17 protein-coding genes are annotated in these 15,180 nt (G+C 39.9%); 7 read left to right on the top strand and 10 right to left on the bottom strand.

The features are described 5' to 3' along the window. Positions 1-32 precede the first annotated feature (32 nt). Positions 33-1,580, bottom strand: coding sequence for a sensor histidine kinase (locus IQ264_RS26325; RefSeq protein ID WP_193984492.1), 1,548 nt, complete (start codon positions 1,578-1,580; stop codon positions 33-35). 363 nt (positions 1,581-1,943) lie between these two features. Between IQ264_RS26325 and IQ264_RS26320 the strand changes: the two genes are divergently transcribed. Next, a complete protein-coding gene (locus IQ264_RS26320; RefSeq protein WP_193984490.1) occupies positions 1,944-2,636 on the top strand; it encodes a general stress protein in 693 nt (230 codons plus the stop codon). 137 nt (positions 2,637-2,773) lie between these two features. After that, positions 2,774-3,250 carry a BON domain-containing protein gene (locus IQ264_RS26315; RefSeq protein ID WP_193984488.1) on the top strand — a complete coding sequence of 159 codons (477 nt, stop codon included), beginning with the start codon at positions 2,774-2,776 and terminating at the stop codon, positions 3,248-3,250. Positions 3,251-3,451: 201 nt separating this feature from the next. Here the strand turns inward: IQ264_RS26315 and IQ264_RS26310 are convergent, their stop codons facing one another. From IQ264_RS26310 to IQ264_RS26295, 4 genes are all read right to left on the bottom strand, one after another. Further along, the gene (locus IQ264_RS26310; RefSeq protein ID WP_228061826.1) at positions 3,452-3,706 is read right to left on the bottom strand and encodes a DUF5615 family PIN-like protein; all 255 of its coding nucleotides are present in this window, start codon (positions 3,704-3,706) and stop codon (positions 3,452-3,454) included. A gap of 2 nt (positions 3,707-3,708) precedes the next feature. Then, positions 3,709-4,032: a DUF433 domain-containing protein gene (locus IQ264_RS26305; protein ID WP_193984487.1), complete on the bottom strand. Its 324-nt coding sequence runs from the start codon at positions 4,030-4,032 to the stop codon at positions 3,709-3,711. A 75-nt stretch (positions 4,033-4,107) separates the two neighbouring features. Beyond that, positions 4,108-5,271 carry an 8-amino-7-oxononanoate synthase gene (bioF, locus tag IQ264_RS26300; RefSeq protein ID WP_193984485.1) on the bottom strand — a complete coding sequence of 388 codons (1,164 nt, stop codon included), beginning with the start codon at positions 5,269-5,271 and terminating at the stop codon, positions 4,108-4,110. Positions 5,272-5,377: 106 nt separating this feature from the next. Beyond that, positions 5,378-5,599, bottom strand: coding sequence for a hypothetical protein (locus IQ264_RS26295; RefSeq protein WP_193984483.1), 222 nt, complete (start codon positions 5,597-5,599; stop codon positions 5,378-5,380). 100 nt (positions 5,600-5,699) lie between these two features. On the opposite strand from IQ264_RS26295, the gene IQ264_RS26290 reads away from it, so the two are divergent. Next, positions 5,700-6,482, top strand: a complete 783-nt coding sequence (locus IQ264_RS26290; protein WP_193984481.1) for a radical SAM protein — start codon at positions 5,700-5,702, stop codon at positions 6,480-6,482. Positions 6,483-6,641: 159 nt separating this feature from the next. Here the strand turns inward: IQ264_RS26290 and IQ264_RS26285 are convergent, their stop codons facing one another. Then, positions 6,642-7,301, bottom strand: a complete 660-nt coding sequence (locus IQ264_RS26285) for a class I SAM-dependent methyltransferase (RefSeq protein ID WP_193984479.1) — start codon at positions 7,299-7,301, stop codon at positions 6,642-6,644. 253 nt (positions 7,302-7,554) lie between these two features. Here IQ264_RS26285 and IQ264_RS26280 point away from each other — a divergent pair, with 253 nt between their 5' ends. Next, positions 7,555-8,616, top strand: a complete 1,062-nt coding sequence (locus IQ264_RS26280) for a tetratricopeptide repeat protein (protein WP_193984476.1) — start codon at positions 7,555-7,557, stop codon at positions 8,614-8,616. Between the two features lie 13 nt (positions 8,617-8,629). On the opposite strand, the gene IQ264_RS26275 is transcribed toward IQ264_RS26280, so the two are convergent. Beyond that, complete coding sequence (locus IQ264_RS26275; RefSeq protein WP_193984474.1) at positions 8,630-10,108, bottom strand: aminotransferase class I/II-fold pyridoxal phosphate-dependent enzyme; 1,479 nt, start codon at positions 10,106-10,108, stop codon at positions 8,630-8,632. A 236-nt stretch (positions 10,109-10,344) separates the two neighbouring features. Here IQ264_RS26275 and IQ264_RS26270 point away from each other — a divergent pair, with 236 nt between their 5' ends. Beyond that, positions 10,345-10,581, top strand: a complete 237-nt coding sequence (locus tag IQ264_RS26270; protein ID WP_193984472.1) for a hypothetical protein — start codon at positions 10,345-10,347, stop codon at positions 10,579-10,581. A gap of 44 nt (positions 10,582-10,625) precedes the next feature. Then, complete coding sequence (ychF, locus tag IQ264_RS26265; protein ID WP_193984470.1) at positions 10,626-11,717, top strand: redox-regulated ATPase YchF; 1,092 nt, start codon at positions 10,626-10,628, stop codon at positions 11,715-11,717. A 98-nt stretch (positions 11,718-11,815) separates the two neighbouring features. Here ychF and IQ264_RS26260 read toward each other — a convergent pair whose 3' ends face one another. The 3 genes from IQ264_RS26260 to IQ264_RS26250 form a co-directional block, all read right to left on the bottom strand. Further along, complete coding sequence (locus tag IQ264_RS26260; protein ID WP_193984468.1) at positions 11,816-12,730, bottom strand: hypothetical protein; 915 nt, start codon at positions 12,728-12,730, stop codon at positions 11,816-11,818. Positions 12,731-12,827: 97 nt separating this feature from the next. Next, positions 12,828-13,295 carry a hypothetical protein gene (locus tag IQ264_RS26255; protein ID WP_193984466.1) on the bottom strand — a complete coding sequence of 156 codons (468 nt, stop codon included), beginning with the start codon at positions 13,293-13,295 and terminating at the stop codon, positions 12,828-12,830. Positions 13,296-13,366: 71 nt separating this feature from the next. Continuing rightward, positions 13,367-14,305, bottom strand: a complete 939-nt coding sequence (locus tag IQ264_RS26250) for a glycosyltransferase family 2 protein (RefSeq protein ID WP_193984464.1) — start codon at positions 14,303-14,305, stop codon at positions 13,367-13,369. Between the two features lie 186 nt (positions 14,306-14,491). Between IQ264_RS26250 and IQ264_RS26245 the strand changes: the two genes are divergently transcribed. Next, positions 14,492-15,031, top strand: coding sequence for a DUF3172 domain-containing protein (locus tag IQ264_RS26245; RefSeq protein WP_193984462.1), 540 nt, complete (start codon positions 14,492-14,494; stop codon positions 15,029-15,031). Positions 15,032-15,180 lie beyond the last annotated feature (149 nt).

Raw genomic sequence — 15,180 nt, 5'->3', positions numbered from 1 at the left:
TCCCCTTGTCCCCTTGTCCCCTTGTCCCCCTGCTACTTAACTTGACTGTCACCAGTAGGTAAAAAGATAGTAAATACCTCACCTTGTTCGGGACGTTCTCGCACAATTAGCTTACCGCCTAAAGCCTGAAAAAGGCTTTTTGTCACATCATGACTGAGACACAAACTGCCAGTTTCCGGCTGAAATGTGAGCAATTGACCAATCAATTTTCGCTTAGAAATATGATTAGTCGTCTCTTTCTTGTCCCGATTAGCATCTAAACCATTTGTTTGGGTTATTAATTGCAACTTTAACTGATTTCCTGCTGGCATTACCTGTACTTGGATATGACTACCTGCTGGTAAACTACGGGTAAAGTTATCGATTAAACTAGTAAGAATTCGCTCCAACATTGTCGGATCGCTAACTACTGGTGGCATTTGCTGCGGTAATAACACATCCAAAGTTTGACTGCGACGCAAAGCTTGTTTTTGCCAACGAGGAATACTCTCTTGGAAAACTTGCGACAATGAAGTAGTAGTTAAATAAACAGGTGTTTCTCCAGCATCGGCGGTTTCCATTTCTGCTGCTTGAAACAGTAATTCCATTCTTTCTATTTGTTCAGTACATTCATGATCGATTACTTCTAATCTTTTAATAACATCTGGAGCTAAATCTTTCCGTCTTAACAACAACCTGGTGAAAGTGCGAATTGTAGCTAAAGGCGTTTTTACTTCATGAGCAAATGCTTGCAATAATTCTACTTCATTAGAATTTAAATTCTGAATTTTAGCTTTAGAATTTAGCGAAGAATCAGGATATTTTTCAGTTTGGATTTTGGATTTTGCATTGTCATGAAGTTCCTGTTGATCTGGTTGGGGTAAATGTTTGAGTAACAGACGACTAAACTGCATAACAGTGCGGTAATCTGGGTCTTTGGGCGCAAACCGATGCACTAAAGAATCTAACTCGCCGATTTGATGGGGACAAGCTAGTAACATTCGCAATCTTAAAGAGTCCCAAGCTTGCTGCACCACGTCTGGCTCAAAGGAAAATAAGAAAGCGGGATTTCCTTGGCGATCGTCTCCCAAAACCATTACCAAACTAAAATTGGTAGTGAAAACCAGACAAAACTGTTCGGCAGCTAAAGGATCGCCGGGTAATAGAGGTAAAGAACTACTGCGATCGCTATTTTGGGTTTGCTTTTCTTTCGCAGGAGGTAGCTGAAAAGGCATCCAAGCCCAAGGCTTCCCTAATTGAGTCGAAAAAACCCAAGTGGGAAAATAGTGAGAGAGAGTTGGATCGCTCAAAATTGGCAAGGGGCCAGTTAAAATTAATCCTTGAGTTATAGATGATGCTTCATCTTCATTCAGAGAATTTTCATCAAATACCCAATTTGCACGGAGTAATTTTTCTAGGGCAGCGATCGCCCCAAACCACTCTCGTTCTGCTTTCAAATGTTGCCAGCCAACCTGACTTGTAGAAGATTGCTCAGTTTGAGTCTTCGCTCTCCCATCATTTGACAATACAACATCTAGCGCCGATTTCTCTGTCGTTTCGGCTAAAATTTCGCTTAAAGTTGGCAGCAACCATTTTTGCACAGATAATCACCCACCAAGACTTGTAACTAAACCAGCAGGATTCTTTCATCAGCCTATCAGTATATGTTATCTATCAAGGGGGGTAAAACCGAACCCTGGGTTATGGATTACCGTTTTTATGGATAAGTTGTAGTTTGATATAAATATTTTTGAGCAATTCTTAGGCAAATAGTTAATATTTTTTTGTTTCTATTCTAGCTAATCAATATTACCTTTCTCTCGATAGAGAGCTAGTTACACCTAAAGACTGATCAATAAATTAGCTAAAAATTACACTATAGGAAATGGAACTAATAATAAACATTTTCAACTAGATGTCTGCTTATTAGTTGTTTAGAAAAGCTTGTGCTTAAGGAGGAAGAAATGGCTTTAGGTAATCACAGACGCGCTGTTGGAGTTTTTAGTAGTTATCGGGCAGCAGAATTAGCCCTTCAAGATTTGAAAAATTCTGGCTTTCCAATGGATAGAGTTTCCGTAATTGCCAAGGATGCAGATAGAAATAGAGACCACATTGCAGGTGCGGAAGTCAAAGATACTCATGGCAACAAAGCTGATGAAGGTGCTGCTACAGGCGCGATCGCAGGTGGTACTTTAGGCGGATTAACTGGCTTGTTAGTAGGTCTAGGTGCATTGGCTATTCCCGGAATTGGCCCTGTAATGTTGGCGGGTGCTACTGCAACTGCGATCGCTACCACCCTTTCAGGAACAGCGATTGGTGCTGCGGCTGGTGGCTTGCTGGGTTCATTGATTGGTTTAGGAATCCCAGAAGAACGCGCTAGAGTTTACAACGATCGCGTAACTCGTGGCGACTATTTAGTAATTGTTGATGGTAATGACGATGAAATTGCTCGTGCTGAAGCAATTTTGCGTCGTCACAATGTTGAAGACTGGGGAATTTATGATTCCGATCGCAATATAGATCGAGATGTAAATCGCGAGTATGTTCACGATAGAGATGTAGATGTACGTCGTGACTACAGGAATGATACCGATCCTGATGTAATCATTGTCGATCGTCGCGATCAAGTAGTCGATCCACGCGATCGCACACTTTAATTTACAACTCAAACCAAAACAAAGTTTCTGATTAATAGACAAAACTCTTCTCACTTCAGTTAAAAACTAATGCCCTGAGTTTTGTCAATTAATCAACTAGATGTTTAAAATTTATCTTCTTTAGGAGCAGGAAAAAAATGAAAAAATTAACTCCATTTTTACTCACTGGTCTTTTAATGTTTGGTGCAGTTGCTTGTTCCGATAACGAAAAGACAACTCAAAATGCCCCTGACAGAACTAATCAAGCCCAAACTCAAACTCCCTCAGCACAGAATGTCCAAGATGCTCAAAATGATGCTCAAAGTCAAACTCGCAGAGATCAATTAAACTCTGATATTCGTGCACGCGAACAGCGTAATAATATCACTGGCGGTGATACCGATCGGGCTCAATCAGACCTAGAAAACGAAGTTCGCAATAAACTGGAAGCCAACATTCCCCGAAGTGAATTAACAATTGACGCTAAAAATGGTGCTATAACTGTAGCAGGAACAGTTGTCGATCAAAAAGATTTAGCAAAAATTGCACCTTTGGCACAGCAAATTAAAGGTGTCAAAAGTGTAGACGTTAAGGCAACAGTTGCCCCCGCACAAGCACAACCTAAAAACCAATAAGCTCAGTAAAGTAATCTTCAGATCACAAGAACCCCGTCTCCTTTAAGGAGACGGGGTTCTACATTTAATTTGAATCAATGGGTGATGATCAAGGTTAAGGAATGGGTAGAAAGGTAATTCGATCTTGATATTCAGTTTCAAAGGAGTATTTAGCAATCATAATTAATTCATTTATCGTTTCGCCAATCCCCATATCTGAATTCAGGATAAAATACCTGGAATATGACGATTTTGGGCGAGATGATCTGCGAGGTGAACGGGCATGGAACGGCGGTTATTGGTGACAAGAATACATTCATAAGTTTCGCACCAAATTAGTATTTCTGGATCTAAAGTGCCTTTCGGCGGTGTGGCAGGTTCTCCTACGACTTGAATCACTAACTCTAGTTCGCAGCGGCGGAGTTGTTGAGGGTAAAGAGGGTTAACATTTTCATCAATAAGATATTGAATTGTCATCTCTATTTTTGGGCTTTTTGGGTAGCTTTAATTTCCATCAATCTCTTAACTCCGGGGTGAGGATTTTTCCGTTGTTCTTCTCGCATTTTGTGACTCCACTCTAACCATTCAGAGATGTATTGACTGACTTTTTCTTTTTCGTGATGGTAATAGAGAATTGTGGCATAAACTTGTTCTAGAGTCACGGTGGGGTAGGTTTGAGCAATTTCTTCTGAGGTACGGACGCGGTAGATATATTCATATAAAATAGTTTCAATGCCGACTCGCGTACCTTTTAAACGAATGTCGTCGGGGGCTAAAAAATTAAAGTATTCTTCTAGCTGCATAAAGTTTCTCCTGGCAAAAAATACTTAACCGAGCAGTATTGGGTCTTACTCCTCATTCTTGCATAAATTCTAAATTCACAAACTTTTTAAAGCTGCTACTAATTTTTCCAGTTGAGAAGTTTCATGAGTTGCCATTAAGGAAATGCGAATTCTACTAGTAGGAACTGTTGGCGGACGAATTGCTGGGGCAAAAATTCCGGCTTCTTTTAACTTTATTCCTGCTACTAATGCAGTGGCGGCATCCTTCAGTTGTAAGCACAAAATTGCTGATTCTGAAGGTAATAATTTTAAGTTAGGTAATTGTTGAGAAATTAATTGTTTGAGAGTTTCTATATTTCGCCATAATTGGGCGCGACGTTCGGGTTCTTGTTGCACAATTTTAATCGCTTCTAGGGCAGCGGCAGTGTCAGCAGGTGATAATCCAGTAGTATAAATCCAAGTTGGAGCGCGATTACGCAAAAAGTCAATTAAAGTAGATGAACCTGCAACATAACCGCCTAAACTACCCAAAGCTTTACTTAATGTACCAATTTGAATTAGTGGGCGGTGAGTACAATTAAAATGTGTTACAGATCCCGCACCATTTTTGCCTAAAATTCCGGTGGCGTGTGCTTCATCAACTAATACCATGCAGTGAAATTTTTCGGCTAAGTCTAATAATTTTGGTAAGGGGCATAAATCCCCATCCATACTAAAGACAGTATCGGTAATAATTAAGCAACGGCGATATTTTTCTCGATGTTCTTTGAGGTGATTTTCTAATTCTGCTAAGTTGCAGTGGGCGTAATCAATTATTGTGGCACCACTGAGAATTGCACCGTTTTTGAGACTAGAGTGATTGTACCGATCGGAAAGAATTAAATCTTTTTTTCCGACTACAGAGGCGATCGCACCCAAGTTCGCCAGATACCCGGAACTAAATACAAGGGCATCTTCTGTTTGTTTCAAGGAGGCGATCGCTTTTTCCAATTCTCGATGTAGTTGGCGATGACCACTTAGTAAACGTGAACCTGTACTTCCAGTACCGAATTCTTCAGTAGCAAACATAGCCGCTGCAATTAAACGGCGATCCCCTGCTAAACCCAAATAATCATTACTGGCAAAGTTAATTACAGTCCGTCCTTCTAGTTGGACAATTGTACCAGGACGGCTGGAAATAGTCTGCTCAAAACGATACCAATCTGCACGATGAATTGTGGTAAGAGATGCTTCTATCCAAGCGTAAGGATCGATCGCCATTCGATTTTAAATGTTAAATTGAAGGTTAAACCCCACAGATAAAACTGGGGGCTTAAACTATTTTTATCGTATCTTAAATTACTGAGTAGCTAAACATTTACTAAGGTTACTTTTCTGAAGTGTCAGGTGGATTTTTAATCTGCTCATTCTTACCTTTAACTGGTGGTAGTTGTTCCACCAAGCCCATCTCAAAGGCAACATCAGGCAAATCTCCGGCTATATATTTACCAGGCTCAAACACCCGTCCCGGAGTGAAACAGTACTGCTTTAGTACCACCTCTTGACCAGCAGGAAACATTTCTCTAGACATTCTTCTTTCTAGTGGCATGGCTGATTCTCCAACAAATTTTTAGTATTATTCAATTGTGACAGGTAATATCTGAATCTGAGATGAAATTTTAGATTATTGCAGAGAGAGTAAAGAAAATATGTCATTTTGTTCTGTATACGGCCCTGTAAATTCTTGGCGTTTTGGTCGATCGCTTGGGATCGATCCTATTGGTACTATCTCCACCTGTTCTTTTGACTGCGTTTATTGTCAATTAGGGGCAATTGAACGGTTAAAAACCGATCGTCAAGTATTCATTTCCACCGAGCAAATTTTGCAAGATTTACTACCCTTTGCGCCTTGGGATGTAGATGTAATTACCCTCAGCGGTAGCGGAGAACCAACATTAGCATTAAATTTAGGAGAAATTATTGCCAAAGTTAAAGAAATGACTGCTAAACCTTTAGTAGTATTAACTAACGGCACATTACTAAAAGATCCTGAAGTCCGTGCAGCATTAAAATTAACAGACCGAGTAGCAATAAAATTAGATGCTGTCTCAGATGAACAATTGCGGCGCGTTAATCGTCCCGTAGCTGAGGTAAATTTATCGGAAGTTTGGCAGGGAATTCAACAATTTAGGGCTGATTATCCAGGTAAGTTAGCAGTACAAAGCATGATTTTATCGGCTTGGAATCAAGAAATTGAATCGGATTATATCAACCGAATGAAACTATTAATTCCTGATGAAATTCAACTCAACACACCTTCGCGCCCTAAACCTTTAACTCATCAATTAGATGCTAGAGGGAACAACCAAATAACAGATTGTGATTATCCAGTAAATAGCCTCAAGTGTGTTGATGCTGATTACTTAAAAACATTTGCCGATCGCATTCAGCAACAAACTGGTATTTCAGTTCGCTGGAAAATATCTGAATAAAGAAAGCAGAAAGAAAAGTTTTGAGGTTCAAAAATTTTTGCGTCAGATGAGATCCCCCCTAACCCCCCTTAAAAAAGGGGGGAATTGATTCAAAGTCCCCCTTTTTAAGGGGGATTTAGGGGGATCTCCTATGTGTTGCATTCTTTTTTTGAAATTAGTTTAAAACTCGAAACTTCTTTCGGCTGTCCAATGTCTGTCAGAAGATTGATATATTTTGACATTTTGTAAACCAGCTTGAGAAATTAGTTGATTGACCTCATCAAGAGTAAAAGCAGCATGGAGAGAATCAGCGAATAATTGTTTTTGGTGAGAGTCGTATTCTGTGCCGATACTTTCTACTAAAGCATCCAAAGTTTCTTGATTTGCAGGTCGAATTAAATCACGGATTAGAATAGCGCCTTGTGGTTTTAAAACTCGTTTAATTTCCTGCAAAAAAGGTAGGGGATCGGGTAAATGGTGAATTAAACTATTAGAAATTACCAAATCAAAATGTGCGTTAGGGTATGGTAATTCTTTGGCATTTACCAGTTCTAAAACAATCTGTTGTTGTAAACCTGCGTTTTTTATATGTTCAGTGCCGATTTTTAACATATTTTCTGCCAAGTCGATGCCTGTTACTTGCCATTGGGGACGTTGCTGGCAAAGCAATAAAGGAATTCTAGCGGTACCAGTCCCCGCATCTAAAACTGTAGCTGCTGTTGGCGCTAGTGCGATCGACCTTTGAGCAAAAGCAGCATTTACCTCCGTAAAATCCATCGCATCATAAGCAACAGCTTCTTCCCAACTATCCATAACTTCCGGTTCTAAAACTCGCTGCATTGGTGATTCACCTAAATCTCAATCTGACCTTAAATCTTTATTTTGGCGTAGCTGCTATTAATTCCTCAAAATTGGGGAACTATAAAATTAGGAGTGCGTTTTTTCTACGGAAATCGGATCGAGTTAACTTTTACTCAGTGATCTCAGTCATTCTCACAGAAGTAAAAGATGTGCATACTGCCAGGAGAGGACTTTTTCAGAGGTTGGAGATATGGATAGTCAGGGGTATCGGATATACCAAGAGGAAAACAAAATGCGTATTCCGAACAGCGAAAGAACTACGATCGCGCACCCGCTAAGCAAAGATTGGCAGGGTCAGGAAACGGAAACGTCAGAAAAACAGCCCAAATTTAACAAAGCAGTTCAATTAGTTGCACAAGCCACTGATTGCTATCAGAATCAACAATATAATGCGGCATTAAAATTTTTCCAACAAGCTCTTACTATTTATCGAGAAATAGAGTCTCGTTCGGAAGAGGGAGTAGTTCTGGGGAAAATTGGCAACGCTTTTTACGCTTTGGGTGATTATGTCAAAGCGATTAATTATTACCTGCAATGGTTGGATGTAGCTAGGGAACTTAAAGACCTCCGCGCAGAAGGATTAGCATTAGGAAATTTAGGCAATGCTTATCGCCACTTAGAAGATAATGTGAGGGCAATTGAATACCAACAGCAAAGTTTGGCAATTGCGAAGGCGGTAGGAGACGATCGCTCAGAGGTAGCGGCGCTAAATAATTTAGGATTGGCGTTTAAAGCATTAGGAAATTACGAAAAAACTGTCGAGTACCTGCAACAAAGTTTGCTGCTGATGCAGAAGTTACAAGATCGACAAGGAGAAGCGCAAATTCTGCGAAACTTGGGCAATGTTTTTTATGCTTTAGGAAATTACGCTCAAGCGATCGCTGCTTATCAACAAAGATTAGCGATCGCCAAAGATATCCAAGATGGTCGAGGCGAATTACAAGTACTCAGAAATTTAGCCAGTGCTTGCTATGCTGTGGGCGATCATTCTAAAGCAATTGAATATTACCAAATGCGGTTAGAAATTGCACGAAAAATTGAAGAACATCGCGTAGAAGAACAAACTTTAGGAAATTTGGGAGTTACTTATGAAGCGGTGGGAAATTTCGCCAAAGCAGTAGAATGTTATGAACAGCGTTTAGCTGTAGCTATTTTTATGCAAGATAGCCGAGTTGAACAGCAATCTTTGGGAAGTTTAAAAGTTGCTTGCTATGCAATGGGCGATTACGCCAGAGCGTTTAAATATCAAGAAATGCGGAATAATCCTTCCCAAAATTTCATCGGTAATCGCTAGATTTTCGCTTGCCTCATTCGTCTTTGACGACTTTTAAAGTTTTCAGAGTTGCATCTGCACAACCAGTAATTTCGCTGCCAATTGCCTGCATATTTAATAAATATTCAAGAGCATCTGGAGTAATTACTTCTCCCGGCATCAAGACTGGAATTCCTGGTGGATACGGACAAATTATTTCTGCACAAATTCTCGCTACTGCACGCTTTATTGGTAATGTTTCTGTTGCCGCAAAAAAAGCTTGTCGGGGGGAAAGTTTTGGCGTTTTTTTGTCAAAATAAAGTCGCGTACTATACATTGATTTGGAAAAATTAGCAAGTGATTTTTCTCGTAGATGCTCTTGAGCTAATTTCTGAAAAGATTGGACTAATTTTTCAATATCGGCTTGGGTGTTTCCTAAAGTAATAATAAAAGTCAGATGTTTTTCCGAGGAAAACTCAGCGATTACGCCCTGTTGAGCGAGCAAATCTTCGGAGGCAAATCCTGTTAAACCTAATTGAGAGACTGTCACAGTTAGTCTAGTACGATCGAGATTGACAAACCCTGCTGAAGGATTCAATTCCAAAACCGATAATTGCGGAATTTTACTAATTTCCTTTCTTGCTAAATCAGCAAGTTGTAAAGTGTGAGTCATTAACTCTTTGCCAGATACAGCCATTTGTTGTCGTGCTGCATCTAAAGAAGATAGTAACAAATAACTCGGACTAGAAGATTGAAGTAATTGTAAAGATTTCGTGATGCGATCGCGATCGATCCTCTCACCTTGAACGTGCAAAATTGAAGCTTGAGTTAAACTACTTAACACTTTATGAATTGATTGGACAGTTAAATCTGCATCTTTTGTTAAAGCAGCCGGAGGTAAATCTGGATGAAAAGAGAAATGGGGGCCATGAGCTTCATCAACTAACAGCGGAATATTATATTGATGGGCGAGATTAGCGATCGCCTCCACATCTCCACAAACACCATAATAAGTTGGATAAACCATCATTACCGCTTTCGCATCTGGATGTTCTTGCAAAGCATGAGCAACACCTTCCGGCGTAATACTGTGAGCAATACCTAAAATTCGATCGTATTCAGGTTGCACAAAAACAGGGATTGCACCCGCAAGAATCAACCCAGAAATTGCAGATTTATGCACATTGCGAGGCAAAATAATCTTTTCCCCATCCCCACAAGTTGCCAAAATTGCCGCAATAATTCCCGCAGTAGAACCATTCACCAAAAACCAAGATTCTGACGCACCAAACGCTGCCGCTGCTAGTACTTGCGCCTCCTTAATTACACCTTCAGGAGCCGCTAAATTATCTAAATTTGCCAACTCCGTCAAATCAGCCTTAAACACTTGAGAACCCAACAAATCGCGCATCTTTTGCGAAACTCCCCTACCCTGTTTATGCCCCGGAGTGTAAAAAGCCGCATGGTCATCTTCTACATAACCTTTAATCGCATCTAATAAAGGTGTTTTTACCTGAAAATTATGAGCAAACATTTAATATTTTCCCCTAAAAACCATAGTAATCCTAAATCAATCAGCAAAACTTCTTCTTCCTCTCCTTCTTCTCTTCGTGTCCTTCGTGTCTTCGTGGTTCAAAAAAATCTCTCTGCGTTCTCTGCGTCTGGAGCGGTTCAAAAAAAATCCAAAGTCATAAGACATAGCCAATCAGAGAGATGAAATAAAAGCCAAAAATTCCTACTTTTAACATAGTCAAACCACAGAATAAAAAAATGGTCAATCCTATTCCCAACCCCATCCCGCAACCAGACATCCCCAATCCCCTACCCGAACCCTATCCCCAACCGCCAGAACCAGTACCAGGGCCAATTCCCCAACCAATTCCAGGGCCAGCGCCAGAACCAGTACCAGGGCCAGTTCCTCAGCCAATCCCAGGGCCAGCACCAGAACCAGTACCAGGGCCAATTCCCCAGCCAGTGCCAGGGCCAATTCCCCAAACGGTTCCATAGCGTTTAAAATCAAATTTGCACCCAGTTTTTAACCTTGGAATAAGATGCTAAGAGCCGGAATCGTCGGACTGCCTAACGTTGGTAAATCTACTTTGTTTAACGCTTTGGTGGCAAATGCTAAAGCAGAAGCCGCCAACTTTCCTTTTTGTACAATTGAACCGAATGTCGGTGTGGTTGCTGTTCCCGATGAACGGTTAAATGTGTTAGCCAAAATATCAGATTCAGCGCAAATTATTCCCGCGAGAGTCGAATTTGTGGATATTGCGGGTTTGGTAAAAGGTGCTAGTGAAGGTGAAGGACTGGGAAATAAATTTTTATCCCATATTCGTGAAGTTGATGCGATCGTTCATGTAGTACGCTGTTTTGAAGATGATGATATTATTCACGTTGCAGGTTCTGTCGATCCAGCCAGAGATATTGAAATCATTAATTTAGAATTAGGTTTAGCAGATTTGGATCAAATTGGACGCAGGATCGATCGCACCACCAAATTAGCACGCACCAGCAAAGAAGCACAACTCGAATTAGAAGCATTAAAAAAGATCAACGAAGTTTTAAACGCAGGACAACCAGCCAGACAAGTTCCTTTAACCGACGAAGAAAAACAAGCAATTAAAGGTTTAGGTTTACTCACTAACAAACCAATCATTTATGCAGCAAACGTCTCCGAAGATGATTTAGCAAGCGGCAATGAATATGTAGAAAGAGTGCGCCAAATCGCGGCTCAAGAAAACGCTCAAGTAGTAATTGTTTCCGCGCAAGTAGAATCAGAATTAGTTTCTTTACCTGAAGAAGATCGAGCAGAATTTTTGGAATCTTTGGGAGTAGAAGAAGGCGGATTAAAATCTTTAATTCGCGCCACTTACGAACTTTTGGGATTAAGAACTTACTTCACAACCGGGCCAAAAGAAACTCGCGCTTGGACTATTCACGCCGGAATGTCCGCACCCCAAGCAGCAGGCGTAATTCACACCGATTTTGAGCGGGGTTTCATTCGTGCAGAAACCGTTGCTTACAAAGACTTGGTAACAAATGGATCGATGAATGCAGCGAAGGAAAAAGGTTTAGTTCGCAGTGAAGGTAAAGAGTATACGGTGCAAGAAGGCGATGTAATGTTGTTTAGGTTTAATGTGTAAATAATTATAGGTAAATTTAAGCATCATTAACATTTTCATAGATAGATCTAGAAGGGTAATCAATTTCTAGATCTACTGCAATCAATTCAAAACCATCATTATTCATCAGCCATATAAACCCAAGATCCCATATTTTCATCATCTGTACCCATAATTATTCCCCCATTCGCACCGGGAACAAGTTCGATCGCTTCCACTTTATGATAATCTAACCGATACAATGGAAAAAGATCGGGGTTTTGTCGAAATGAAACCTCATTTCCGTTCACTACAAACACACCTGCAACATATACAGCCGATGTAAATGGCCCATCATTTCCTGGATCGGTTGCCGAACTAATGAAAAGTACTCCTGTGCGATCGATTTTTAAATCAGAAATATGGCGCAACTGCGGAGAAATAGGCCAAGGAACTGTTAAACTTTTACTCCCCTTTAATTCAATATTACAACTCGGTAAATTCAGTATTCCCCAATAAATTATCCCAGGTTTTTTCCCTTTTCCTCGTTCTGCCCAAACAGCTAATAATTTACCTTCAATTTCCTGTACAGCAAATCCTTCAAAATTAGGTTTCTCAGGTAAATCTGGTAAATCAAATACTTTAAATAGAAAACTCTCACCCTTTCTTTCACCCAACCGGAAATAATATACTTTTCCCTTACTAGTTAAAGACATAAAAGAACTAGGCGAAGTGGGAACTGCTGTTATAGCTTCTAAGTCTGAACCAAAATATAAATCATACGATCCGTTAACAGAAGTAAAAGGAAAATATTCAATTTGATTCTTACCTTTAATACTAATAATTGCTAAACGAGGTTCATCTTTTCCTTTATTATCATGTACAATCAAGAAATCTAAAGAATTATCTTTTCTCTCAATCAAAGCCATTCCACTAATACCAAAATTAATTCCACCCCTGACAGGTCGCCATTGTTCTGCTACTACTCGTTGAGAATTTAGTAATAATATTACTAGTATAATCGCAGAAAATAATAAAATAACGAATCTTTTCATTTAATTTTGATTTATTTTATTTACTTGTCATTAGTCATTTGTTATTTCGCAACTACTAAACAACAAATGACCAATGAACCAATGACGATTGACAAACTTAAAATGATGCAGCGTAAGTCAATTCAAACTCACGAAAAATTGTCACACAACAAGAATTATTCGGTTGGTCTACTGTTTGAAAATCAATCTTACCACCAACCGTTGTAATTGGTCGTCTTAAGGGTTTGTTATCATATTGACTGCGTTCGCGAGTACTCCAATCCATTATGGTAGCGTCAAGATTATTTTGAATTTCTGCTGCTAACATTAACAGATCAAATTTATCTTTACTTAGCCCAATTATCGGAAATTCCATGATAATAAATTGGGTAATAATTGGTCTGGCATCGTTAGCAGTAACTTGGGTTTGGCAAGTACCAAATTCTAGATCGTAATGCTCAAAATGGAAAATTTCTTTGTACTCAGTAAAGCTCGTTTGGATGTCTTTAATCGCTTTATCAATCTGAGGGAATAGCCCTAAATTTGGATCGGATAGTAACTTACGAATGTTGGAAATTTCACTCATGGTATTGTTTACCTATTTAGGATATTGTTAAGGATGCTCTTTCTGCCAAGCTGGATTAGTAACTATTAGAATTACTCATCACTAGCTAGTTCTAGTTTTGTTACCAAAGCCTCTGTCAGTAACTCCTTAACTTTCTGTGTTTGATACCATTTTAATAATATGATGCTTTTTGCTCCTTTAATTAAGAGAATTTTGATTAGTTCCTGTCTGAGATTTTGTCGTAAATCATGTGGTAAGGAATAATAAGTTTTATTAAAAATAATTTTTAGCCATACTTTATAAATCTCAAACAAAGTGGCAATGCGATCGCGATTTAAATTCCGATTAGTTGTTTGTTCGGCATGAATGCGGAAAGTCGCTAACTCCTCATCCACAAAACCCACTTTATAATCAGCCATAATCCGCAACCACATTTCCAGATCGCATAATTGCTTAAACTCTGGATCGAACAAACCAACTTGTGGAAAAATTTCTCGACGGATTAACACATTCGTCGGTTCACCAATTTTATTGTAGGGCGGCTTTAAAAAATTTGGATCTCGGAGCAAACTCAGACCAGATTGAATTGACTCTAACCGAGTCCATCGCTGATGTAAATCTTGCATTCCCTGAATAAAATTGGCATCGATCGACCGATCAAAAACTAAGCGACGTGGACAGAAAACTAACCCGATTTCCGCATCTTGTTCAGCTAACTCCACCATTTTTGTAATACAGTCAGGAGCGATCGCATCATCTTGAAATAAAAACTTGACATACTTACCTTGAGCTTGGAAAATACAAAAATTCCAATTACCTACCAACCCATATCTAGCATGAGTAAAAATTCGACAATTTGGTAAATTTGCCGCCTGGAATAACTTTAAAGACCCATCTTGAGAAGCATCATCAGAAATAATAATTTCCGTATGGGGATAAGTATTAGATTGCAAACACTGGATGAGTGGGGCAACAAATTCACCAGCGTTATAAACAGGAATGCAAATACTGACTAGTGGATAAATACGCATTTACTAATAATCAGAAGCATTTTTTCTTAGCTACCCTAAACTCAGCCTGATATAGTGACAGTTAGCACTTAAGTTGAGCTTGCAGGTAAACTTTACCACATAACTTAAAATTAACGGCATACTGGAAACAGTAGTACTTGTGCAACCTACTCCCTACCTAGATTTGGTAAAACTTGTCGAGTAATTATGAGACGTAAATCCCCCACTGTCGCCAACAAATCCTCATCATTCGCCAGTAAACCCTCGTTGTTTAACTACACATCATTAGCAATTATTGCTGGGGTTTTCATTTTGGGAATAGGAATTGGCATTGCCTTTAGTTCTACAGCAACTTCTGATTCCGGCACTAACGTCTATTCTCGCGAATTTATCGATCGCAGCGCCCCTAACGCAGAACTTTGCGCTCAATTTGGTGCTAGTGCGATCGTCACCGATACCCGGATTTTTGTCACCCTCAACCCCTTTAGCGTTTACGTAACTCAGCCAAAAATGCAGCCTGGGTGCGTACTGCGAACCAACAACTGGTCAATCTTAGAACAAAGAAAACTCGTCAACGGAGAACAAGTACGAAATTGTAAACTGCGGATGAACACCTTCGGTTATACAGGTGCCTTGGAAAGTTCACCCGAAATTGACTGCGTGTACCGCAACGACAACGCTCAAAACCGCTTCAACCAAATCCCAGGTAGTGGAGGCCCACCTCCAGCAGAAACCAGCGAGTTCTAACTAGAAGCTAGAAGGCAGAGGGGCTCCAGGGGCAGAGGGGCTCCAGGAGCAAAGAGATGGGGAGATGGGGAGATGGGGGGAAATAATTTAACTATTTATTCTCTTCTACTCCCCAACCTCCCAACCTCCCAACCTCCCCAGTCCCCAGT

Origin of the sequence: [Phormidium] sp. LEGE 05292 (genome assembly GCF_015207735.1) — a bacterium.
GTDB lineage: Bacteria > Cyanobacteriota > Cyanobacteriia > Cyanobacteriales > Aerosakkonemataceae > Floridanema.
Note: the sequence above shows the minus strand (reverse complement) of the source record. Positions and strands in the feature narration are given on the sequence as shown.